Annotated in this window: 22 protein-coding genes; 10 read left to right on the top strand and 12 right to left on the bottom strand. The window is 54.3% G+C overall.

Annotation, left to right across the window (positions count from 1 at the left end; all coding sequences use genetic code 11):
- Positions 1-26: 26 nt before the first annotated feature.
- The 9 genes from nei to KXR87_RS03605 form a co-directional block, all read right to left on the bottom strand.
- Positions 27-818, bottom strand: a complete 792-nt coding sequence (nei, locus tag KXR87_RS03645) for an endonuclease VIII (RefSeq protein WP_437430904.1) — start codon at positions 816-818, stop codon at positions 27-29.
- Positions 819-829: 11 nt separating this feature from the next.
- On the bottom strand, positions 830-1,570 hold the full coding sequence (pxpA, locus tag KXR87_RS03640; protein ID WP_437430903.1) for a 5-oxoprolinase subunit PxpA: 741 nt from the start codon (positions 1,568-1,570) through the stop codon (positions 830-832).
- On the bottom strand, positions 1,560-2,492 hold the full coding sequence (gene pxpC / locus KXR87_RS03635) for a 5-oxoprolinase subunit PxpC (protein WP_437430902.1): 933 nt from the start codon (positions 2,490-2,492) through the stop codon (positions 1,560-1,562). The genes pxpA and pxpC overlap by 11 nt, the downstream gene beginning before the upstream one ends.
- Positions 2,486-3,142: a 5-oxoprolinase subunit PxpB gene (gene pxpB, locus KXR87_RS03630; protein WP_437430901.1), complete on the bottom strand. Its 657-nt coding sequence runs from the start codon at positions 3,140-3,142 to the stop codon at positions 2,486-2,488. The genes pxpC and pxpB overlap by 7 nt, the downstream gene beginning before the upstream one ends.
- Before the next feature lie 124 nt (positions 3,143-3,266).
- Entirely contained in the window at positions 3,267-4,397 is a 1,131-nt protein-coding gene (locus KXR87_RS03625; protein ID WP_437430900.1) for a fimbrial protein, read from the bottom strand.
- Between the two features lie 29 nt (positions 4,398-4,426).
- A complete protein-coding gene (locus tag KXR87_RS03620; RefSeq protein WP_437430899.1) occupies positions 4,427-5,140 on the bottom strand; it encodes a fimbrial biogenesis chaperone in 714 nt (237 codons plus the stop codon).
- Positions 5,141-5,383: 243 nt separating this feature from the next.
- A complete protein-coding gene (locus KXR87_RS03615) occupies positions 5,384-6,133 on the bottom strand; it encodes a type 2 GTP cyclohydrolase I (protein ID WP_437430898.1) in 750 nt (249 codons plus the stop codon).
- 10 nt (positions 6,134-6,143) lie between these two features.
- Complete coding sequence (gene phrB / locus KXR87_RS03610) at positions 6,144-7,562, bottom strand: deoxyribodipyrimidine photo-lyase (RefSeq protein ID WP_437430897.1); 1,419 nt, start codon at positions 7,560-7,562, stop codon at positions 6,144-6,146.
- A 621-nt stretch (positions 7,563-8,183) separates the two neighbouring features.
- Positions 8,184-8,390 carry a YbfA family protein gene (locus tag KXR87_RS03605; RefSeq protein WP_437430896.1) on the bottom strand — a complete coding sequence of 69 codons (207 nt, stop codon included), beginning with the start codon at positions 8,388-8,390 and terminating at the stop codon, positions 8,184-8,186.
- Between the two features lie 337 nt (positions 8,391-8,727).
- On the opposite strand from KXR87_RS03605, the gene kdpF reads away from it, so the two are divergent.
- The 6 genes from kdpF to kdpE are packed head-to-tail and all read left to right on the top strand — an operon-like array spanning position 8,728 to position 16,516.
- Complete coding sequence (kdpF, locus tag KXR87_RS03600) at positions 8,728-8,817, top strand: K(+)-transporting ATPase subunit F (RefSeq protein WP_041852093.1); 90 nt, start codon at positions 8,728-8,730, stop codon at positions 8,815-8,817.
- Positions 8,817-10,496 (top strand): potassium-transporting ATPase subunit KdpA, encoded by a 1,680-nt coding sequence (gene kdpA, locus KXR87_RS03595; protein WP_437430895.1) that lies wholly within the window; start codon positions 8,817-8,819, stop codon positions 10,494-10,496. Before kdpF ends, kdpA begins: the two co-directional genes overlap by 1 nt.
- A gap of 18 nt (positions 10,497-10,514) precedes the next feature.
- Complete coding sequence (kdpB, locus tag KXR87_RS03590; RefSeq protein WP_437430894.1) at positions 10,515-12,563, top strand: potassium-transporting ATPase subunit KdpB; 2,049 nt, start codon at positions 10,515-10,517, stop codon at positions 12,561-12,563.
- Positions 12,564-12,575: 12 nt separating this feature from the next.
- Complete coding sequence (kdpC, locus tag KXR87_RS03585) at positions 12,576-13,151, top strand: potassium-transporting ATPase subunit KdpC (RefSeq protein ID WP_437430893.1); 576 nt, start codon at positions 12,576-12,578, stop codon at positions 13,149-13,151.
- 3 nt (positions 13,152-13,154) lie between these two features.
- Positions 13,155-15,842: a two-component system sensor histidine kinase KdpD gene (gene kdpD, locus KXR87_RS03580; protein ID WP_437430892.1), complete on the top strand. Its 2,688-nt coding sequence runs from the start codon at positions 13,155-13,157 to the stop codon at positions 15,840-15,842.
- On the top strand, positions 15,839-16,516 hold the full coding sequence (gene kdpE, locus KXR87_RS03575) for a two-component system response regulator KdpE (RefSeq protein WP_437430891.1): 678 nt from the start codon (positions 15,839-15,841) through the stop codon (positions 16,514-16,516). Before kdpD ends, kdpE begins: the two co-directional genes overlap by 4 nt.
- Positions 16,517-16,573: 57 nt before the next feature.
- On the opposite strand, the gene pgm is transcribed toward kdpE, so the two are convergent.
- Together pgm and seqA are read right to left on the bottom strand one after the other, a co-directional pair.
- Positions 16,574-18,214 carry a phosphoglucomutase (alpha-D-glucose-1,6-bisphosphate-dependent) gene (gene pgm, locus KXR87_RS03570; RefSeq protein WP_437430890.1) on the bottom strand — a complete coding sequence of 547 codons (1,641 nt, stop codon included), beginning with the start codon at positions 18,212-18,214 and terminating at the stop codon, positions 16,574-16,576.
- 24 nt (positions 18,215-18,238) lie between these two features.
- A complete protein-coding gene (seqA, locus tag KXR87_RS03565) occupies positions 18,239-18,790 on the bottom strand; it encodes a replication initiation negative regulator SeqA (RefSeq protein ID WP_437430889.1) in 552 nt (183 codons plus the stop codon).
- A gap of 182 nt (positions 18,791-18,972) precedes the next feature.
- Between seqA and ybfF the strand changes: the two genes are divergently transcribed.
- The 4 genes from ybfF (at position 18,973) to fur (ending at position 21,587) form a co-directional block, all read left to right on the top strand.
- Complete coding sequence (gene ybfF, locus KXR87_RS03560) at positions 18,973-19,746, top strand: esterase (RefSeq protein ID WP_437430888.1); 774 nt, start codon at positions 18,973-18,975, stop codon at positions 19,744-19,746.
- Positions 19,747-19,877: 131 nt separating this feature from the next.
- Positions 19,878-20,186: a LexA regulated protein gene (gene ybfE / locus KXR87_RS03555; RefSeq protein ID WP_437430887.1), complete on the top strand. Its 309-nt coding sequence runs from the start codon at positions 19,878-19,880 to the stop codon at positions 20,184-20,186.
- Between the two features lie 134 nt (positions 20,187-20,320).
- Positions 20,321-20,851 carry a flavodoxin FldA gene (gene fldA / locus KXR87_RS03550; RefSeq protein WP_437430886.1) on the top strand — a complete coding sequence of 177 codons (531 nt, stop codon included), beginning with the start codon at positions 20,321-20,323 and terminating at the stop codon, positions 20,849-20,851.
- Between the two features lie 286 nt (positions 20,852-21,137).
- On the top strand, positions 21,138-21,587 hold the full coding sequence (gene fur, locus KXR87_RS03545) for a ferric iron uptake transcriptional regulator (RefSeq protein ID WP_437430885.1): 450 nt from the start codon (positions 21,138-21,140) through the stop codon (positions 21,585-21,587).
- Positions 21,588-21,649: 62 nt separating this feature from the next.
- Here fur and chiQ read toward each other — a convergent pair whose 3' ends face one another.
- Positions 21,650-21,982 (bottom strand): ChiQ/YbfN family lipoprotein, encoded by a 333-nt coding sequence (gene chiQ, locus KXR87_RS03540; RefSeq protein WP_437430884.1) that lies wholly within the window; start codon positions 21,980-21,982, stop codon positions 21,650-21,652.
- Position 21,983: the final 1 nt, after the last annotated feature.

Raw genomic sequence — 21,983 nt, 5'->3', positions numbered from 1 at the left:
AAAACCCGCTCAGTGAGCGGGTTTTTTTATTGCTGACAGCCAGGGCACCAGTAAAAGGGTCGGGAGGAGAGCGTGGTTTTCTCAATCAGGGTACCGCAACGCGCGCATTTCTTACCGGCACGGTGAAAAACCTTAAAGCTGAACAGCGCACCATGATGTCGGTTTTCATCCACCCTGCCCCGGGTCTGGTAAGAGAGACGGGGAATATCCAGCATCGCCTGTGAAAGCTGGGTTAGCTGCGCGTCACTGAGATCGCAGGCCCGGTGCCGGGGCGACAGGGCCGCAGACCAGAGGATCTCCACCCGCAGGTAGTTGCCCAGCCCTGCCAGAAAAGCCTGATCGAGCAGTAGTCCTGAAAACTGGCGCCTTGCGAAGCGCGGGGAGAGCAGACGCGCTTTTACCGCCCCGGCCGTGAGCGTCATATCCAGCACATCCGGGCCCACGCGCTGTAAGAAAGGATGCGCCGCCAGTTCCTCCGCAGTAAGAATGTCAATATCGGAAGCGCTGTAAAGTAAAATGGCTTTGTCTGCCGTCTCAAGGCGCACGCGCAAAATGCGCGTCGTTTCCACCGTTTTTCCTGCCTCTGTAACCCGCCAGACGCCATACAACTGGTTATGACTGTACATCGTCAGGCCACTGGAGAAGTGGGTTAACAGGGCCTTACCACGGGTTTCAATCTTTTCAACGCGACAACCTGTCAGCCCGGCGGCGAAAGGTTGTAACCGGGGGAAGGCAAACCAGACAGCTGTTAACGGTTTGCCGACAATCGCCGCTTCCAGGTTATCTGCCGCGCGGCGAATTTCTGGTCCTTCTGGCATGGCCTCTCCTGCTAAATCTCTGCACTCACGGTAATATTCTGCTGCTCAAAGGCGCGTCGAAGGCGACGGGCGAACGCCAGCGCATGGTCTGTGTCTCCATGCAAACAGACGGTCTGCGCCGTGACGCACACCTGCTGGCCACTGATGCTGGTCACCCTGCCCTGCTGCACCATCGCAAGCGTTTGTGACAGCGCCTGCTCTTCATCAGTAATCAGCGCGCCAGGCTGTGTTCGTGGCACCAGGCTGGCATCATCCTGGTAGCCACGGTCGGCAAAGACTTCCTGACGCGTAATCAGCCGGTAGCGCGCGCCGGCACGAATCAGTTCGCTATCGGCAAGCCCCACCAGAATGAGTGCGGGGTCAGTGTCATGCACCGCGCGGGCTATCGCGTCCGCAAGGCCGGGATCGACAGCGGCCTGATTATAGAGCATACCGTGGGGCTTCACATGGCGAAGCCGTTCCCCTTCAGCCCTGACGATGGCTGCCAGCGCGCCTGTCTGGTACAGCACCTGGGCATAAACCACCTCCGGCGGAAGTTGCATCGCTGTGCGGCCAAAATTCGCCCGATCGGGAAAACTGGGGTGTGCGCCAATCGCCACGCCGTTTTTGCGGGCCTCGCGGACTGAGAGCAACATGGTGTGCGCATCCCCGGCATGAAAACCGCAGGCAATATTGGCCGAGGAGATGAGCGTCATAAGGGCGGCGTCATACGCACCGCCCTCACCAAGGTCGGCGTTAAGATCAATCTTCATGAAGAATGCGCCAGGCTAACTGCTCCAGAAAACGTGACTGTTCGCGACGGGCCACCAGCGCCTCTTCCAGAGTGCAGGGAACAAAATGGATAGGCTGTCCCAGCGGGATCTGCGCCAGATGGTACATATCGGCCTCAATGATGCAGGCGATGCGCGGATAACCGCCGGTGGTCTGCGCATCGTTCATGAGCACGATGGGCTGACCACTGGACGGCACCTGTACGACGCCTGGCAGTAGGCCATGTGAAACGAGTTCACGATCCGAGGTTCGCACAAGCGGCTGCCCCTGCAGGCGGTAGCCCATACGGTTGCTTTGTGGATTCAGTTGCCAGGGAAGACGCCAGAAGGACTCCTGAGAGGTTTTGGCGAACTCCTGATATTCCGGGCCTGGCAGCGCCCGAATACGGTTACCCCAGAGGAGCTGCTTAACCCCTTGTGGCCCACGGAATGTTTTCGCGGGTGGCTTCAGGGTGAGCACATCGCCATCACGCAGCAGACGCCCTTCCAGCCCGCCAACGCCGATTTTCAGGTCGGTGCTGTACGACCCCATGACTTCAGGCACATCCAGCCCGCCCGCCACCGCCAGATAGCTGCGCATACCATGTTGTGGACGCTTAAGGACCAGCCGCTGCCCGGCCTTTACCGCCGTGCGCCAACCGGTCCAGACGGCTTTACCCTCCAGTCTGGCCTCGCACCCTGCCCCGGTCAGCGCAAACCAGCCGTCACGACCAAATTCAATTTCACACTGCCCCAGAGTGATTTCAAGACCCGGCGCATCGAGCGCGTTGCCTACCAGCGCGTTAGCAATAGATAACGCCGGGCCGTCAAGCGCACCACAGTAACTGACGCCCGACTGACGCAGCCCGATGCGCTTACCGCCCTGCACGCTGGTATGGATCCCGGCATGAATGATTGTCAGCATATGCCTTCCTTGCGAGGAATAAACCTGAGGGTGTCACCGGGGCGAAGTCGCACCGGTTCGGGTAATGCAGGATTAAAAAGGGGCAAATCCGTGCGGCCAATCAGGTTCCAGCCGCCCGGCGTTTGTAGGGGATAGATTCCCGTCTGGCTGCCGCCAATACCGACTGAACCTGCCGGTACGCTGACACGAGGTTCCGCTCGGCGTGGTGTCGCAAGTACATCAGGCAATCCCCCCAGGTAAGGGAACCCCGGCTGAAAACCTAAAAACCAGACCACGTAATCCACAGAGGCATGCAGTTCGACCACCTGTTTTTCGGAGAGATTCGCGTGACGGGCTACCAGCGCCAGGTCCGGCCCGGCCTCACCGCCGTACAGCACCGGGATCGTTATCGTGCGGGAGTCAGGCTCAAGCGCCTCGCTCTCCTCCCACCAGCGCTGAAGACGCTCAATGGCATCCAGCGCCTGCGTCTGCGGATCCCGCAGCACCACGGTGATGTTATTCATGCCAGGAATGGCTTCCACCACCTCCGGCACCTCAGCTACGCGCTGGGTTAAGCGCCATATCCTTTTTTGGGTCGCCAGGGTTACCGGAGGTTCCAGCTCCAGTACCACTGCCGTTTCCCCTAACAGATAACAACGTGCTCTTTGCACTCTCCCGCTCCTTTCGCCACAGGTCCGTCATCGATACGTAAAATAAGATAACGTGCACAGTGGCTTCCGTCGACAGGCATATCTTTAGTGAATAGCCGTTCCGCCCTTAGGCAAGGTAAGAAGATTAATAATAATTAATCAGGTAAGTGACTTTGCCGTTGGCTTTTCCGGGCACAATATCAGCGAACGCGCCTGCCGTTTGAATATAGCGGGCTACCAGAGGGATCGTATAAGTGGGGCCCTGAGTTGAAGACATGGTATAGGTTTTAGTGCCTTTGCCCGTGGATAAATCAACCAGTTGAGGCGACGCTGAAGTGCCGTAGGCTAACTGGATCCCCACCCCCGTGGCTGCCAGGCCTCCGCTATCCACAGGCATAATCCCCTGGTTACTGGTGGTCGCATTACCCGGTATCAGGGTAACGGTCATCATATTGTTGCGCACCGTATCCTTATTGCTGCTACGTTCGCCTGTGCCGTAAAACACCGGGCAGTGAGTGAGGTGGATGCTGGCATCAGTCCAGGGCGAGACAAATTTATTTCCTTCCCGATTGCTGAGGTTTTTAAGGCTATGAGACCCCAGATTTATGGTCATATCCGGGGTATCACAGGTGCCGGAAACAATATCAAAAGTGGAAGGCGACAGAACAAATTGCGCCATCAGCACATTGCCGTTGGGCATGCGTGAGGCATCGCCGCTGTTAGTGATTCGGACAACCGAATTGATGCTGGAAATGACCGTAGAATCAATAACGACTGTTCGTGAGCCCGCCGGAATATCGCCATATTTTACAATATCGATATCAAAAACCTGCGTCATTGAACCCGTATAATCCAGCACCCTGTTGGTATAAGAGTAAGTCCCCCACCAGTATGGAAACGCACTGCCGCTGTAGCGCACCACCAGACCAATACCCGGTACGTTGGTTTTATATACCGGGTAAGTGGAACCGCTTTGACTGACTAAGCCACCACCACTCATGGCAACCGTCTGGCCACCTGAGCCATAGAGGTAACCGCCCTGTAAGGAATAGCTGTTTGCCGTCTGGCATTTAAAATTTTGCCCAGCCTGAGCGGCCACAAAATGTTCGAAAAATACCGTGCCGACAGGTGCATTGGGATCGAGCGTCACTTTTTTTCCGGAGGGTATCTCGATGTTAATGATTTTCGTATCGTAACTACAATCTGTTCCCCAGGAGGAGGCATATAACGGCTTAGTTATGCTCATGAGCACCAATAAAAAAAGATAATAGCGCACTCTTTCCTCCTTTTATTCACACGTTCTTGTTAATCTACTGCAGCCGAAAAATTCCGGGCTCTGCCTGAATCATCAATAACGGTGTAATTTACTGTTTTAACGTCTGTCATTTTTACATTATTTGTGAGCAACAATTTTCCATAAGGCGCGACCATTTCACCCCGGACCGATAGCGTTTGACCGGCAGGCAGCACGTCAATGTTAAGCAAAGAAATATAATAGGGAGTCGGGTTAGAAACGGTCAGCCCACCCGCCGTTTTATTCCACTGCAGTTTTTGTACGGCCTCTTCTGCTTTGATATTAAGGTTTACAGGACGATAAAAGAGTTTTACTCGCGTCTGATAAGCAATATTAAGGTATTGATGTTCAACATCTTTAATCTTGGGTGGAACCGCAAGCACATTTAACCAGAATACGGACTCCCGATCGCCCGGCAACGTTCCGCCAATATAGGTAATCCTTAACCTCTGGCCTTTTCCGCCGTCAATACGCTGAACAGGTGGCATAACCACCAGGGGAACGAAGCGCTTTCCCGGATCGGCCAGCGGATCGCCAGCATCGAGCCAACTCTGCACCAGAACCGCCTGTGACCCCGTGTTTTTAAGCCCCACCGTGACTTCATGTTTTTCAGCGGGATAAATTACCCGCGTTTCACTCAACACCACGCCTGCACGAAGGGGAGCAGCAACCATTAAAGATGCAGCAACTATTAACCCGCAAAATTTCATCGTCTGATAATCCATAACCAGAATGATTAAGAACAACTGAGTTAGTGGAAGAATGAATAATAGCAATTACAGGGTGCAAAAAAAGCGTTATCGGCATCATTAATATGCGAATGTAATAAAAAATGTTAACAGAGCGGATTATTAACAAATAATATTCAGCAGAATTATATTTAATCGGGAAATATTCATTATTTTGTAGGCATCTGAACGCTCAGCCTCTGCTAAGACGCGATACGCAGACGTATCGCGTCTTATTATTTACGCCGGATTTGGAATATCAATAAAAGTGACATCCAGCTCGGTATTGGCGGTCAGCCATTCGCTCAGCGCGCGAATACCACCGCGCTCGGTGGCGTGATGACCCGCAGCATAGAAGTGCAGCCCCTGTTCGCGAGCAGAATGAATAGTTTGTTCAGAAACCTCGCCGGTAATAAACGCATCTACCCCAAAACGCGCGGCGTTATCGATAAAGCCTTGTCCACCGCCTGTACACCAGGCAACGCGTTTTACCAGCTCTGGTCCGGTATCGCCGCACCACAAGGGTCGGCGACCGAGACGTGCTTCAATCCATGAGGCCAGCTCCAGCCCCGGCACCGGCATTGACAGCTCGCCCCACGGCAGAAGCTGTTCACCGCCCACCGTGCCCATGACGGTAATGCCCAGCAGCGATGCTAACTGAACATTATTCCCAAGCTCCGGATGCGCATCCAGCGGCAGGTGCCAGCCATAAAGATTAATGTCGTTTGCCAGCAGCGTCTTAAGGCGATGACGCTTCATGCCACGGATGATTGCCGGTTCGTTTTTCCAGAAATATCCATGATGCACAATGATCGCATCGGCCTGCTGACGCACCGCCTCATCCAGCAACGCCTGGCTTGCCGTCACGCCAGTAATAATTTTCTGCACCGTTTCGCGTCCCTCGACCTGCAAGCCATTCGGGCCGTAATCGCTGAACGCCACACTGTTTAGTTTTTCGTTAATCAGCGTTTCCAGTTCGCTATTTTTCATTGTCACTCTCTCAGGATTTACGGGCGGCTTCATATGCCCCAAGCGTGGCAGCACGAGCCTGTTTATGATCCACAATGGGCCGTGGATAGTTCAGATTTCTGCCATGTTTATCTGCCCACGACCAGGGATCGTGGATGGCTTTCCCCGGTACACTGGCCAGTTCAGGGATCCACTGGCGAATAAAATGGCCCTCGGCATCAAAGCGCTCGCCCTGCGTGGTGGGGTTAAAGATACGAAAATAGGGAGCTGCATCGGTGCCGGTTGAGGCCGCCCACTGCCATCCCCCATTGTTCGCGGCCAGACAGCCGTCAATCAACTGCGACATAAAATAGTCCTCGCCGAGGCGCCAGTCGATCAGTAAATCTTTAACCAGGAAGCTGGCGGTAATCATGCGCAGGCGATTATGCATCCAGCCAGTACTGTTCAATTGCCGCATTGCCGCATCCACAATGGGAAAACCGGTTGCCCCTCGCTGCCAGGCCTGGAATAAATCGGGCGTATCATTCCATTTCACCTTATCTGTCCAGGGAATGAAAGGACGGTGCTTACATAAATAGGGGTGGTAGGTTATTAAATGGCGGTAGAACTCACGCCAGATCAACTCACTCAGCCAGACAGCGCCCTTCCCGCCGTTCAGGGCATCGGGGTGTTCTGCAAGTAAGCGGCGCAAACACTGGCGCGGAGAGAGTATGCCAAGAGCGAGACAAGCTGAGAGACGACTGGTGCCTTCAATTGCCGGGAAGTCTCGCTGCTCTTCATATTCACCTGCATGATGCTGGCAGAAATGACGCAACTGACCGATGGCGCTTTTCTCATCAGCCGGGAACAGCGTCGGGTCAAATTCCTGCTGTGGATAGTCAAAATGTAGAACGGATAAATGCCCATTCAGCGCCCCGGATTCCCGCACGCGCGGTGCACCGACGCACTCAGGCAAATCCTCTTTTAAACGGCGCAGATAAGCATTTTTGAAGGGTGTGAAGACCTTATACATCTCCTGATTGCCGGTCATCACACTGCCCGGTGGGAGCATGACGCTGTCATCGAATCCCTGACACGCCACATTCGACAACGCCTTTTCGACGGCAGCATCGCGCAAGCGCTCATTGATTTCATACTGGTAGTTGTAAAAGAGGTGGCTGACCTGCTCCTCTTCACACACCGACACCAGCGCATCAACGCTGGCGGTAAAATCCTTCACTTCCCGATAAATCAGCGGGATACCTTTTTCAGCCAGCATCTGTTGAAGCGAATTCAGATGGGCGTTCATGTACGCCGCCTGACGCGGAGCCATCGCATGCAACTTCCACTGTCCAGGCGTGGCGATGAATAGCGCTTTAACGGTGGCCGAGGGGTTGCTGCAGGCCGCAGCAAGGGCAAAATTATCGTGGACGCGTAAGTCCGCACGAAACCAGACCAGATGGGTGGCCATAACTCTCCTGATAAAAAATGTCCGTCCGAAACGTAGCGTAGTGTGTTAAAGGAAAGTTATGAGTGCAAGCAGAGGTTGTATGTTGCGACATTCAAAAGTTTAACGGTAGCAGGGGAAGGAAAAAAGGCCGCACGTAGCGGCCTTTGAACGTTACTTGCTTAACGCAACACTGGCAGTATCAAGCAACCGCACTGGTCGATCGCTTTTTGCCAGCATCACGCTGGTGATAATGAATACTATGCAAAGATAGCGATTCATTTTTACATTCCCTGTATACACCGCTCCACCGTATTGCCACCGCGACATTGCGGTAGACACAAGCCCTGGATGGAGTTCGTTTTACGATGGAAAGGACACCTTCCTTACAGCCGATACCCATTTGCGAGATAGCGGAAAGGGGCGAAGCATAATCATTGAAAAAAAATCAGTGAGCCAGCGCCAGAAGGTTGTTTAGGAATACGTTTAAGGGCAATGGGTTGACGATGATTGCGAGGAGTATAAGAATCGATTTCCCTGGATGGGGCTTGAGACTTTCCCCCAACGGACCGCGAATCCTGAGGGACAAAAAAACCGCTACGCAGAAACGTAGCGGTTTTTTTATTGCTGTGTGTAATCAAGTGATCAATAAAAGTCGCAGGTCGCTTTTTCGGCCTGATCCATCCACACCGGTTTGTCGCTGGTTTTCGCCCAGACACGATGCAGGTAGCTGTAAAAACGGGCGCGATCTTTCCAGAACATCATCACCGGTAATGCCAGAAGACCCGCCAGAACGGCGAAAGTACGACGCATTAACACAACATGAGCTGGAAACGCTTTATAGATAGCCATAATACTCTCCCCTTTTGTTTGGCCGGTAATCTTCACCGGAAAATAGATACCCTGACGACATTCTCATCTCAGGGCTCAACTGGAATCTGATTAAAATAGTACCGTTTTGTTTGTAATTTTACTACTCATCCGACCACTATTTTTTGTCAATTTAAGCTTTATTTACATTCATCCCGTAACTGAGTTACATAAAAGTTAAATTAATACTAATCATTAGTTAAATTAGGGTCTTGCCGTTTTTATACTTTTTTTACACCCGCCCTGCTGATTTTTGCGAAATCTTTGCACACGAATGCCTACTCTCCCGGTAATCAATGAACACACCTGGAGGTGGACTGTGAGTGCAGGCGTCGTAACCGGTATCGTGCTGGTGTTCCTGTTGTTGGGCTATCTGGTTTATGCCTTGATAAATGCGGAGGCTTTCTGATGACGGCCCAGGCATTTTTACTGATTGCCAGCTTCCTGCTGGTCCTTTTTATTCTCGCCCGCCCGCTGGGTTCGGTACTGGCAACACTGATTGCAGGAACCCCGCTTGCGGGTAGTGGCAGAATCGAGGCTGGTCTCTGGCGCATATTGGGTATTGATAGCCGGGAAATGGACTGGCGCCGCTATCTGATGGCTATTTTATCTCTCAACCTGTTCGGGCTGGCCCTGCTCTTTACCCTGCTAATGCTACAGGGTGTGTTGCCACTGAATCCACAGCAGCTCCCCGGACTCTCCTGGCATCTGGCGCTGAACACTGCGGTAAGCTTTGTAGCGAATACCAACTGGCAGTCCTATGCGGGCGAAAGCACAATGAGCTACTTCAGCCAGATGGTCGGCCTGACGGTGCAAAACTTCCTCTCCGCCGCCACCGGCATTGCGGTTATTTTCGCTCTTATACGCGCCTTTGCCCGTCACAACGTGAATACGTTGGGTAACGCCTGGGTCGACATCACGCGTATCACCTTGTGGATCCTGCTGCCGCTGTCGCTGGTGCTCGCGCTTGTCTTTATTCAGCAAGGGGCACTGCAAAACCTGCACGCTTACCAGCCGTTTACCACGATCGAAGGTGTCGAGCACCTGCTCCCGATGGGGCCGGTGGCCTCGCAGGAAGCGATTAAAATGCTCGGCACTGACGGGGGTGGCTTCTTTAATGCTAACTCTTCGCATCCTTTCGAAAACCCCACTGCCCTGACTAATTTCCTGCAAATGCTGGCCATCTTTTTGATCCCAACGGCACTGTGCTTTGCCTTTGGTGATGCCGTCAGTGACCGCCGTCAGGGGCATGCCATCCTGTGGGCAATGTCGGTTATTTTCGTGATTTGCGTTGCGGTAGTGATGTGGGCCGAGTGGCAGGGCAACCCACATTTCCTCACCGCCGGGGCCGACAGCGCCGCCAACATGGAAGGAAAAGAGACCCGCTTTGGCATTCTTGCCAGCAGCCTGTTTGCTGTGGTCACCACCGCAGCGTCCTGCGGGGCGGTCAATGCCATGCATGACTCCTTTACTGCACTCGGTGGCATGGTGCCGATGTGGTTAATGCAAATCGGTGAAGTGGTCTTTGGCGGCGTGGGCTCAGGCCTCTACGGCATGCTGCTCTTCGTGCTGCTGGCGGTGTTTATCGCCGGGCTGATGATTGGCCGCACGCCGGAATATCTGGGTAAAAAAATCGACGTGCGTGAAATGAAAATGACCGCGCTCGCTATCCTGGTTACGCCTGCGCTGGTGCTGCTGGGAACGGCGCTTGCCATGATGACCGAAGCCGGGCGCAGCGGCATGTTCAATCCGGGTATCCACGGCTTTAGTGAAGTGCTTTATGCCGTCTCGTCAGCCGCCAACAACAACGGCAGCGCCTTTGCTGGTCTGAGCGCCAATACCCCTTTCTGGAACTGTCTGCTGGCCTTTTGCATGTTCTTTGGTCGCTTTGGCGTCATCGTGCCGGTGATGGCAATTGCCGGGTCGCTGGTTATCAAAAAGAGCCAACCCGCGAGTACCGGCACCTTACCTACGCACGGTGCGCTGTTTGTCGGCCTGCTGATTGGCACCGTATTGCTGGTAGGTGCGTTGACCTTTATTCCCGCGCTGGCCTTAGGCCCGGTGGCGGAATACCTTTCTTTACGCTGATTTCGGGGATTATTTTTCATGAGTCGTAAACAGATGACGCTGCTCGAACCCGCTTTAGTTCGTCAGGCGCTGATAGATTCCGTCACCAAATTAAGCCCGCATATACAGTGGCGTAATCCGGTCATGTTCATCGTCTGGCTGGGGAGTCTGCTGACCACGCTGCTGGCGGTGGCAATGGCGACCGGACACCTTGAAGGCAGCGCCTGGTTTACCGGTGCGGTGAGCCTCTGGCTGTGGTTTACGGTGCTGTTTGCCAACGTTGCAGAAGCGCTGGCAGAGGGACGCAGTAAAGCGCAGGCCAACAGTCTCAAAGGGGTGAAAAAGACGGCGTTTGCCCGTAAATTGCGTGCCCCTCAGCATGACGCGCAGGTTGACCACGTACCGGCTGAAGCGTTGCGAAAAGGCGACATCGTGCTGGTCGAAGCGGGCGATATTATTCCCTGCGATGGCGAGGTTATTGAAGGGGGAGCATCGGTTGATGAGAGTGCAATAACAGGGGAGTCTGCGCCGGTTATCCGTGAATCCGGCGGCGATTTCGCCTCTGTAACAGGGGGCACGCGCATTCTGTCCGACTGGCTGGTTATTCAGTGTAGCGTCAACCCTGGTGAAACTTTTCTCGACAGGATGATAGCGATGGTGGAAGGGGCGCAGCGGCGTAAAACCCCCAACGAAATTGCGCTGACCATCCTGCTGGTCGCGCTGACCATTGTCTTTCTGCTGGCCACGGCCACGCTGTGGCCATTCTCGGTATACGGCGGCACCGCAGTAAGCGTCACCGTGCTGGTGGCCCTGCTGGTCTGTCTTATCCCAACCACCATCGGCGGCCTGCTTTCAGCCATTGGGGTGGCGGGAATGAGCCGTATGCTGGGGGCAAACGTGATTGCCACCAGCGGGCGCGCCGTGGAAGCCGCCGGGGATGTCGATGTACTGCTGCTGGATAAAACCGGCACCATCACCCTTGGCAACCGCCAGGCCTCAGCCTTCCTTCCGGCCCAGGGAACAGAGGAAAAAACGCTGGCCGATGCCGCACAACTCTCCTCACTGGCGGATGAAACACCGGAAGGCCGCAGCATCGTGGTGCTGGCTAAACAGCGTTTTAATCTGCGCGAACGGGATGTACAAAGTCTGCAGGCCACCTTTGTGCCCTTTACAGCGCAGACCCGCATGAGTGGGATCAACCTGGGTGAGCGCATGATTCGCAAAGGTTCGGTGGATGCCATTCGCCGTCATATTGCCGCCAACAACGGGCTGTTTCCGGCAGACGTCGATGCGCTGGTCGAGCAGGTCGCCCGTCAGGGGGCCACCCCGCTGGTGGTCGCAGAAGGGGCGCACGTGCTCGGTGTTATTTCGCTCAAGGATGTGGTGAAAGGCGGCATCAAAGAGCGTTTCGCCCAGTTGCGCAAAATGGGCATTAAAACCGTGATGATAACCGGCGACAATCGCCTGACCGCTGCGGCGATTGCCGCCGAAGCTGGCGTGGACGATTTCCTTGCCGAGGCCACGCCAGAAGCCAAACTGGCACTGATTCGCCAGTATCAGGCAGAAGGTCGCCTCGTGGCGATGACCGGTGATGGCACCAACGATGCGCCTGCCCTGGCGCAGGCGGATGTCGCCGTTGCGATGAACTCCGGTACCCAGGCTGCAAAAGAGGCGGGCAACATGGTGGATTTGGACTCTAACCCCACCAAGCTCATCGAAGTGGTGCACATTGGTAAACAGATGCTGATGACCCGTGGTTCGCTGACCACCTTTAGTATCGCCAACGACGTGGCAAAGTATTTTGCCATTATTCCGGCAGCCTTCGCCGCCACCTATCCGCAGCTTAACGCGCTGAACGTGATGCATCTGCATTCACCCGCATCGGCGATTTTGAGCGCGGTGATTTTCAACGCCCTGATCATTGTCTTTCTGATCCCACTCGCCCTGAAAGGAGTGAGTTACAAGCCGTTGAGCGCGCCCGCCATGTTACGTCGCAATCTGTGGATATATGGTCTTGGCGGCCTGGTGGTGCCCTTTATCGGCATCAAACTGATTGACCTGCTGCTGACGCTGTTCGGCCTGGTGTAAAAGGAACATACAATGTCTTTGATTCGTCCCGCTTTACTGCTGTTAATTTTACTGACGCTTATTACCGGTGGCCTTTATCCGCTGGTGACAACGACACTGGGTCAGTGGTGGTTCAGGGCGCAGGCTAACGGCTCGCTGATTGAGAATGCCGGTGAAATACGTGGCTCTCGCCTGATAGGGCAAAACTTTACCGCACCGGGTTATTTTCAGGGGCGTCCGTCTGCCACCGCTGATGCGCCCTATAACCCAATGGCATCCGGCGGAAGCAATCTTGCGGCAAGCAACCCGGAACTGGATAAACAGGTCAGCGCTCGCGTTAGCGAACTGCGTGCGCATAATCCTCAGGCCGACGCGCTGATACCCGTTGAGTTGCTCACCGCCTCGGCAAGCGGGCTGGATAACAACCTGACACCTTCTGCTGCTGCCTGGCAAATCCCGCGCGTGGCTGCGGCGCGTGGACTCTCCCGCGAGGAGGTGACTAAGCTTGTGGCGGAACACACTGAAAAACCGCTGGTAGATTTCCTGGGCCAGCCGGTGGTAAATATTGTCGAACTGAATCTGGCGCTGGACGCACGTAAGGATAACTAAGACATGACCGACGAGCCTTTGCGCCCGGACCCCGACCGGTTGCTGGAACACGCCGCAACCGCCCATCGCGGAACGCTGAAGATTTTTTTCGGTGCCTGCGCCGGGGTAGGTAAAACCTTTGCCATGTTGCAGGAAGCCCAGCGGCAACGGGCGCAGGGGCTGGATGTTGTGATTGGCGTGGTGGAGACGCATGGACGTAAAGAGACCGCGGCCCTGCTCAATGGGCTGGCGGTACTACCTGCAAAACGGGTCGCCCACCGCGGGCGACTGATTCAGGAGTTCGATCTTGACGCCGCCCTTGCGCGGCGTCCGGCGTTAATACTGATGGATGAGCTGGCGCACAGCAATGCGCCGGGCACCCGCCATCCGAAGCGCTGGCAGGATGTCGAAGAGCTACTGGACGCAGGAATTAATGTGCTGACCACGGTGAATGTTCAGCATCTGGAAAGCCTGAATGATGTGGTCAGCGGCGTAACCGGTATTCAGGTGCGTGAAACGGTCCCCGATCCCTTTTTTGATGCGGCCGACGAGATTGTGCTGGTGGATCTCCCCCCGGACGATCTGCGACAACGCCTGCACGAAGGAAAGGTCTATATTGGTGGTCAGGCCGAACGCGCCATTGAACACTTTTTCCGTAAAGGAAACCTCATCGCCCTGCGTGAACTGGCGCTGCGTCGCACTGCGGATCGTGTGGATGACCAGATGCGGGCCTGGCGTGACCGCCTGGGGGATGAAAAAGTCTGGCATACGCGTGATGCCATTCTGCTCTGCATAGGACACGGCAGCGGTAACGAAAAATTGATTCGTACTGCGGCTCGTCTGGCCGCCAAACTTGGCAGCGTCTGGCATGCGGTATACGTCGAAACCCCGGCGCTGCACAAACTTCCGGAACCGCAGCGACGGGCGATTCTCGCCGCTCTGCATCTGGCGCAAGAGCTGGGCGCAGAAACGGCCACGCTCTCAGACCCCGCTGAAGACAAGGCCATTTTGCGCTACGCAAGAGAGCACAATCTCGGCAAAATTCTGATTGGCAGACGCGCAAAACGCGGCTGGTTTAACCGCGAGTCGTTTGCTGATCGTCTGGCACGACGCGCTCCGGACCTTGACCTGGTGATCATTGCGCCGGACGATACGCCTGCCCCCCTGCCCCTTCGCCCGAATGATAGCCGTCCGTTTATGGAGCGCTGGCGCGTGCAGTTGAAAGGCTGTGTTGTCGCACTGGCCTTATGTGCGGCTATTACGCTGATTGCGATGCAGTGGTTAGTCGCATTTGATGCGGCTAACCTGGTGATGATCTATCTGCTGGGTGTGGTGGTTATCGCGTTACTGTATGGCCGCTGGCCGTCAGCCTTTGCCACCGTCATTAACGTGGTCAGCTTCGATCTCTTTTTTATTGCGCCGCGAGGAACGCTGGCCGTTTCTGATGTGCAGTATCTGTTGACCTTTGGCGTCATGCTGACCGTTGGGCTGGTGATTGGCAATCTGACCGCCGGGGTGCGCTATCAGGCTCGCGTAGCCCGCTATCGTGAGCAGCGCACCCGCCATTTGTACGAGATGTCAAAAGCGCTGGCTGCGGGACGGAGCGTTGAAGCTATTGCCGCCACCAGCGAGACGTTTATTCGCTCTACCTTCAATGCCCGCAGTCAGGTGCTCATGCCCGACAGATCAGGCAAACTCATTGCTATCACCCGTACGCAAAATATCACCTCCTGGGATGACGCCATTGCCCGCTGGAGCTTCGATAAAGGTCAGCCAGCCGGTGCCGGTACCGATACGCTACCCGGCGTGCCTTATCAAATTTTACCGCTGAAGAGTGCGCAGCAAACTCACGGACTGGTGGTGGTCGAACCGGCTAACCTGCGCTTGTTGATGGTGCCGGAGCAGCAGCGGTTGCTGGAAACCTTTACTCTGCTGGTTGCCAGTGCGCTGGAGCGCCAGGCGCTGATAACCAGTGAAGAGCAGGCCCGCTTTGCCAGTGAACGGGAGAGCATTCGAAACGCTCTTCTGGCTGCTCTCTCTCACGATCTGCGCACACCGCTGACGGTGCTGTTTGGTCAGGCAGAAATTCTGACGCTCGATCTCGCCAGCGAGGGGTCAAAACATGCGCCTCAGGCCAGCGAAATACGCCAGCATGTGCTCAACACCACGCGGCTGGTGAACAATCTGCTGGATATGGCGCGTATTCAGTCCGGTGGTTTTAATTTAAAAAAAGAGTGGCTGACGCTCGAAGAGGTGGTGGGCAGCGCCTTGCGGACGCTGGAACCTGGTCTTGGCGGACGGCGTATTGCGCTGGATCTCCCTGACCCGTTAATGCTGGTCCACGTGGACGGGCCTTTATTTGAACGCGTGCTGATTAATCTACTGGAAAATGCGGTCAAATATGCAGGCTTTCGGGCGGAGATCGGCATTCGCGCCATCGCTTCCTCCTCTCGCTTAACGCTGGAGGTCTGGGATACCGGGCCGGGTATTCCTGAGGGGCAGGAAGATGCCATTTTTGCTAAATTTGCCCGTGGTAATAAAGAATCGGCCATCCCCGGCGTAGGGCTTGGTCTGGCTATCTGTCAGGCGATTGTCGATGTTCACGGGGGAACCATCAGCGCGGCAAACCGTCCTGAGGGAGGAGCCTGTTTTCATGTTACACTCCCGCTGGAGACGCCCCCGCAACTGGATGACCTTTCTGAGGATCTGTGATTAACGTTCTTATTGTTGAAGATGAGCAGGCTATTCGCCGTTTTCTGCGCACCGCGCTGGAAGCTGAAGGGCTGCGGGTATTTGAAGCGGAGACGTTACAACGCGGTTTGATTGAGGCCGCGACGCGCAAGCCTGATCTGGTCATCCTGGATTTGGGCTTGCCGGATGGAGAGGGCATTGATTTTATTCGTGACCTGCGTCAGTGGAGCCAGATGCCGGTTATTGTCCTTTCCGCCAGGAGCGAAGAGAGCGATAAAATCGCGGCGCTGGATGCGGGTGCAGATGATTATCTCAGCAAGCCGTTTGGCATCGGGGAGTTGCAGGCGCGTCTCAGAGTGGCGTTGCGCCGCCATGCTGGTACGCCGCAAAGCGATCCGGTGGTAACCTTTTCGAATATTCAGGTCGATCTTGCCAGTCGGCGAATCCAGCGAGGCAGTGAAGAGCTGCACCTGACGCCTATTGAATTCCGGCTGCTCGCCGTGCTGCTGAATAATCATGGGAAAGTTCTCACCCAGCGCCAGTTATTAAGCCAGGTCTGGGGACCAAACGCTGTGGAACATAGCCATTATCTGCGTATTTATATGGGTCATCTTCGGCAAAAACTTGAGGAGGATCCGGCGCGCCCACGCCATTTGTTAACCGAAACCGGCATTGGCTATCGCTTTATGCTCTGAGCGGGCATAAAAAAGCCCGGTCACGCGAACGCGACCGGGCCGGACAAGACTATAGCATCAGGCGTTTTTCAGCACTTCGCTGACAATCTCAACCGCTTCTTTCTCGATAAGCTTACGGTGTTCCTCACCGAGGAAGCTTTCGCAATAAATTTTATAGGCGTCTTCCGTACCGGACGGACGTGCCGCAAACCAGCCGTTGTCGGTCATCACTTTCAGGCCCCCAATAGAAGCACCATTGCCCGGTGCCGCCGTCAGGCGCGCGGTGATTGGGTCGCCTGCCAGCGTGCTGGCGCTGACCATCTCCGGAGAAAGCTTAGACAGCGCGGCTTTCTGTGCAGAAGTGGCGCTGGCCCCCAGACGATTGTAACTCGGCGCACCGAAGCGCTCGGCCAGTTCGTCATAGTGCTGCTGTGGGTTTTTGCCGGTAACGGCCGTGATCTCTGCTGCCAGCAGGCACATGATGATACCGTCTTTGTCAGTTGACCAGGGCGTGCCGTCAAAGCGCAGGAAGGATGCCCCCGCGCTCTCTTCCCCGCCAAAGCCGAAGCTTCCGTCAAACAGACCATCTACGAACCATTTAAAGCCCACCGGCACTTCCACCAGCTTACGGCCAAGGTCGTTGACCACACGGTCAATCATCGCCGAGGAGACCAGCGTTTTACCTACTGCCACCTCTTTGCCCCACTGCGGACGATGCTGGAACAGGTAGTTGATCGCCACCGCCAGATAGTGGTTGGGGTTCATCAGACCAGCCGGGGTAACAATGCCGTGGCGGTCATAGTCAGGGTCGTTGGCGAAGGCCAGGTCAAACTTGTCGCGCAGCGCCAGAAGCCCCGCCATCGCACTTTCAGAGGAGCAGTCCATGCGGATCACACCGTCTTTGTCGAGGTGCATAAAGCGGAACGTCTGATCAACCTGATCGTTCACGAGGGTCAGATCAAGTTTGTAGAAGTCGGCGATGCGTTTCCAGTATTCGATACCGGAGCCACCAAGCGGATCAACGCCCAGCTTCAGACCGGCTTTCTGAATCGCCGCCATATCAACGATCTCCGCCAGCCCTTCGATAAATGGCTGAACCAGATCCTGTTCTTTTACATGACCGGAAGCGAGCGCGGCATCCAGCGAAATGCGTTTCACGCCTTTCAGACCGTCAGCCAGTAGCGCGTTAGCACGATCTTCTACCACTTTGGTAACGTTTGTATCTGCCGGGCCGCCGTTAGGTGGGTTGTATTTGATGCCACCATCTTCCGGCGGGTTGTGTGAGGGGGTGATAACAATACCGTCTGCCAGCGCGCCGCCGTTTTTGTTGTGGACCAGGATGGCGTTTGAGACGGCCGGCGTAGGCGTAAAGCCGTTGTTTTCCTGCACAATGAGGTCAACGCCATTTGCTGCCAGCACTTCAAGCACGGAGATGAACGCAGGTTCAGACAAAGCATGGGTATCTTTACCCACGTAGCATGGCCCGGTGATGCCGTTTTTAGCGCGCTCTTCAGCAATCGCCTGAGCAATCGCCAGAATATGAGGCTCGTTAAAGCTGTGGCGCCACGCACTGCCACGGTGGCCTGATGTACCAAATTTTACCGCATGTTCAGCGTTACCCACTTCCGGCTTCAGCACGTAGTACTGGGCGGTAAGTTGGGCGACGTTGATCAAATCGCTCTGCTGCGCAGGTTGACCTGCACGTTCATGGTTAGCCATTGCCTGGTCCTTCTTATGCAAGGATTAAATTGTGCCGCAAACCTTTTCAATCAATTCCGCCGGGAACTGCATTGACTGCATGATGTGTTCGATCATGCTGCATTTACGACCCGTATTAGTGTTGGTGATGACCCAGTATGGCGTGTCTGGCACCTGTTTTGGCTTAGTCTGCGTGCCATTTTGCAACAAGGTTTGTTCGTCAGACGCAAAGTATACGCGGGTCCGCCCGTGCAGAGACTCAGTGGATTCTGCAAAGGCTTTATTGTCCAGAGAATAGAGTGTAGACAGCACCAGCATGAAACGGTTAACCGCTTTTTTCTGTTCAGCGTATTCATCCGAAAGCAGAAGCTCGCGCACGGCACGCACCCTGTCCTTCGCGGTGTTCGTCGGTTTAGTCTCTTCAACCTTCGGTGTAACAGGGGTTTCTTTTGCAGCGGCGGTCAGCGTGGCAGCAGGTTGAGAGGAGGCGGAAAATTTCAACATGCGCCGTAAAATGTCGGATGCGCTCTCACCAATATGCTTCGTGTGGCTGGCAATATAACTGTAGAGTTCATCATCAACTTCAATCGTTTTCATTTTAATCCAGTGCAGTGTCTTATCTGAATACAAGTTATTGAGATTATAGAGTCAAATCTCAACAGCGGATAGCGCTTAACCTGAGTGGCGGCTAAGTTAGATTACCTCTGAACCTTGCAGCCGGGCGGCAGAATGTTCAACATAATACCCTAATCCGAAAGAGCGAAAAAAAGAACTTTGCCATGAAATTGAATACCCGAGCGCAAACTGCACAACAATCGCACAACAATTCTCCCATCGTCCTGGTTCATGGCCTGTTTGGCAGCCTTGACAACCTGGGTATCCTTGCCCGCGACCTCGTCCTTGATCATGATATTCTGCAAGTGGATATGCGTAATCACGGGCAGTCTGACCGTTCCGACACGATGAATTATCCGGCAATGGCGCAGGATCTGGTCGAGACACTGGACGCGCAGGGTATCGAACGCGCTACCTTCATCGGCCACTCCATGGGCGGCAAAGCGGTGATGGCATTAACGGCGATTGCGCCGGAACGTATTGACGGGCTGGTGGCTATTGATATTGCCCCTGTCGATTACGCTGTACGTCGCCATGACGAGATTTTCGCCGCCATCAATGCCGTAACGGATGCAAAGGTCACCACGCGCCAGCAAGCAGCGGCCGTGATGCGCACGGTAATTGATGAAGAGGGCGTTATTCAGTTTCTTCTGAAATCTTTTAGTGAGGGCCAGTGGCGATTTAACGTTCCCGTATTATGGGAAGAGTATCCGCATATTGTGGGTTGGGAAGCCGTTCCGGCCTGGAACCACCCCGCTCTTTTCATTCCCGGCGGTAACTCCCCTTATGTGACTGAGCAGTACCGGCAGGCGTTACTCAGCCAGTTTCCTCAGGCGAAGGCGCATGTCATTGCGGGCGCGGGGCACTGGGTACATGCAGAAAAGCCAGATGCCGTTTTACGCGCCATCCGCCGTTATCTCTCTGAAAAGACGAACTGATTAAAAACCCGGCGACCGGTCGCCATAACGCGCCCGGGCGTTGGCGTCCCTGCATCGCTGATGTATGATGGCGCGCTAATCAGCCCGGGCAATGACCCGATTGCTTGTACTTCCCGTAGTATCCTTAAACCATGGCTAAAGAACAAACGGACCGCACGACACTAGATCTGTTCGCGAATGAGCGTCGCCCGGGACGTCCCAAAACCAATCCGCTCTCTCGCGACGAGCAATTACGCATTAACAAGCGTAACCAGCTTAAACGCGATAAATTTCGTGGGCTTAAACGCGTCGAATTGAAAATAAATGCTGAGGCAGTGGACGCACTGAATGCCCTGGCAGACGCGCGTCAAATGAGCCGCAGTGAACTCATTGAAGAGATGTTGCTGGAACAGCTCAAAGCGCTGAACAGCATTGATTACTCTGAATCTTCGTCTGATTAACGCTTTCATGTAGCAGAGAGTGCAGTCCGAGGCGATTGCAGTTTCCGCGCGCTTCTCCTATCTGCTATGATTGCCCTTATCCGTGGGCTAAACGCCACCACCATATCATTAAGTTTCAAGAGGTTATTTTACTCATGGCAATCACTGGCATTTTTTTCGGCAGCGACACCGGTAATACCGAAAACATCGCAAAAATGATTCAGGCGCAGCTTGGTAAAGATGTTGCGGATGTTCACGATATTGCGAAGAGCAGCAAAGAAGATCTGGAAGGTTACGATATTCTGTTGCTGGGTATTCCAACCTGGTATTACGGCGAAGCACAGTGTGACTGGGACGACTTTTTCCCGACGCTGGAAGAGATTGATTTCAATGGAAAGCTGGTTGCCCTTTTTGGTTGCGGTGACCAGGAAGATTATGCCGAATACTTCTGTGATGCACTGGGGACTATCCGTGACATCATCGAACCGCGCGGCGCGGTCATCGTTGGTCACTGGCCGACAGAAGGTTACCATTTTGAAGCGTCCAAAGGCCTTGCTGACGATGATCACTTTGTAGGTCTGGCTATTGATGAAGATCGTCAACCGGAGCTCACCGCGGGTCGCGTCGAAAAATGGGTGAAACAGATTTCTGAAGAGCTGAACCTTACCGCAATTATTAATGCCTGACAGTATATGGCGCAATCTACATGTTGCGCCTTATTGATAGTTAAAACCAATGGAAATAATTGCTACATTTTTTTAACTTTTGCCGCCAGCACTGTACAATATGGCCTGGTTGAAACGGATACCGCATGACTTTGTTGGCGCTACCACGTTTTATACGCTTACTTTACTTGAGGACTTGCAGTTTTCATTTAGACATGGCAGTTCTATAATGAGACGCATTTCCCAGAGCATTCCTTGTAGCTTCCCTCCCCGGAAGCGAATCGTTTAGCAACAGGACAGATTCCGCATGACTGACAACAATACCGCATTAAAGAAGGCCGGCCTGAAAGTCACGCTTCCTCGCTTGAAAATCCTGGAAGTGCTTCAGGAGCCGGACAACCATCATGTCAGTGCGGAAGATTTATATAAGCGCCTTATCGATATGGGCGAAGAGATCGGGCTGGCAACGGTTTACCGTGTACTGAACCAGTTTGATGATGCCGGGATCGTAACCCGCCATAATTTCGAAGGCGGCAAATCTGTCTTTGAACTGACTCAGCAGCATCACCATGACCACCTGATTTGCCTCGACTGTGGCAAAGTGATTGAATTCAGTGATGACTCCATTGAAGCCCGGCAGCGTGAAATTGCCTCCCAACACGGCATTCGCCTGACGAACCATAGCCTGTACCTCTACGGCCATTGCGCTGAAGGCGACTGCCGCAGCGATGAAAACGCCCACGAGATTGCTAAGTAATCTTCCGTAAACGTAAAAAGCCAACCTGAAGGTTGGCTTTTTTATTGGTTTACCCTGGGTGGCTACTGCGTATTGTTGCTACGAATTTCCTGCCAGATACGATCGCAGTTGGCTTTTACCGCCTGACCATTCCCCGTATGGGTGGCTTCAAGGCACTGCTGATAATCCAGGGTGCGTACCGACTCTTCGTGGGCAAATTGTTGATGCGCCTTTTCTGACTTCAGCACTTCCAGCACGCTACGGCAGGCTTCAAGTTTTTCCGATGAACCTTCTGCAGTATTAATACAGGCACTATAAGCCGCTCTCAAACGCATATCTTCTTTCGGCGCCTGAGGTTGCTGTACGCAGGCGGTAAGCCCCAGAACCATAAACAGAGTCATTATACTTTTATTCATG

Origin of the sequence: Yokenella regensburgei (assembly GCF_051486985.1) — a bacterium.
Lineage (GTDB): Bacteria > Pseudomonadota > Gammaproteobacteria > Enterobacterales > Enterobacteriaceae > CBFFRJ01.
The sequence above is the reverse complement of the archived record's forward strand: the minus strand, read 5'-3'. Positions and strand labels throughout refer to the sequence as shown.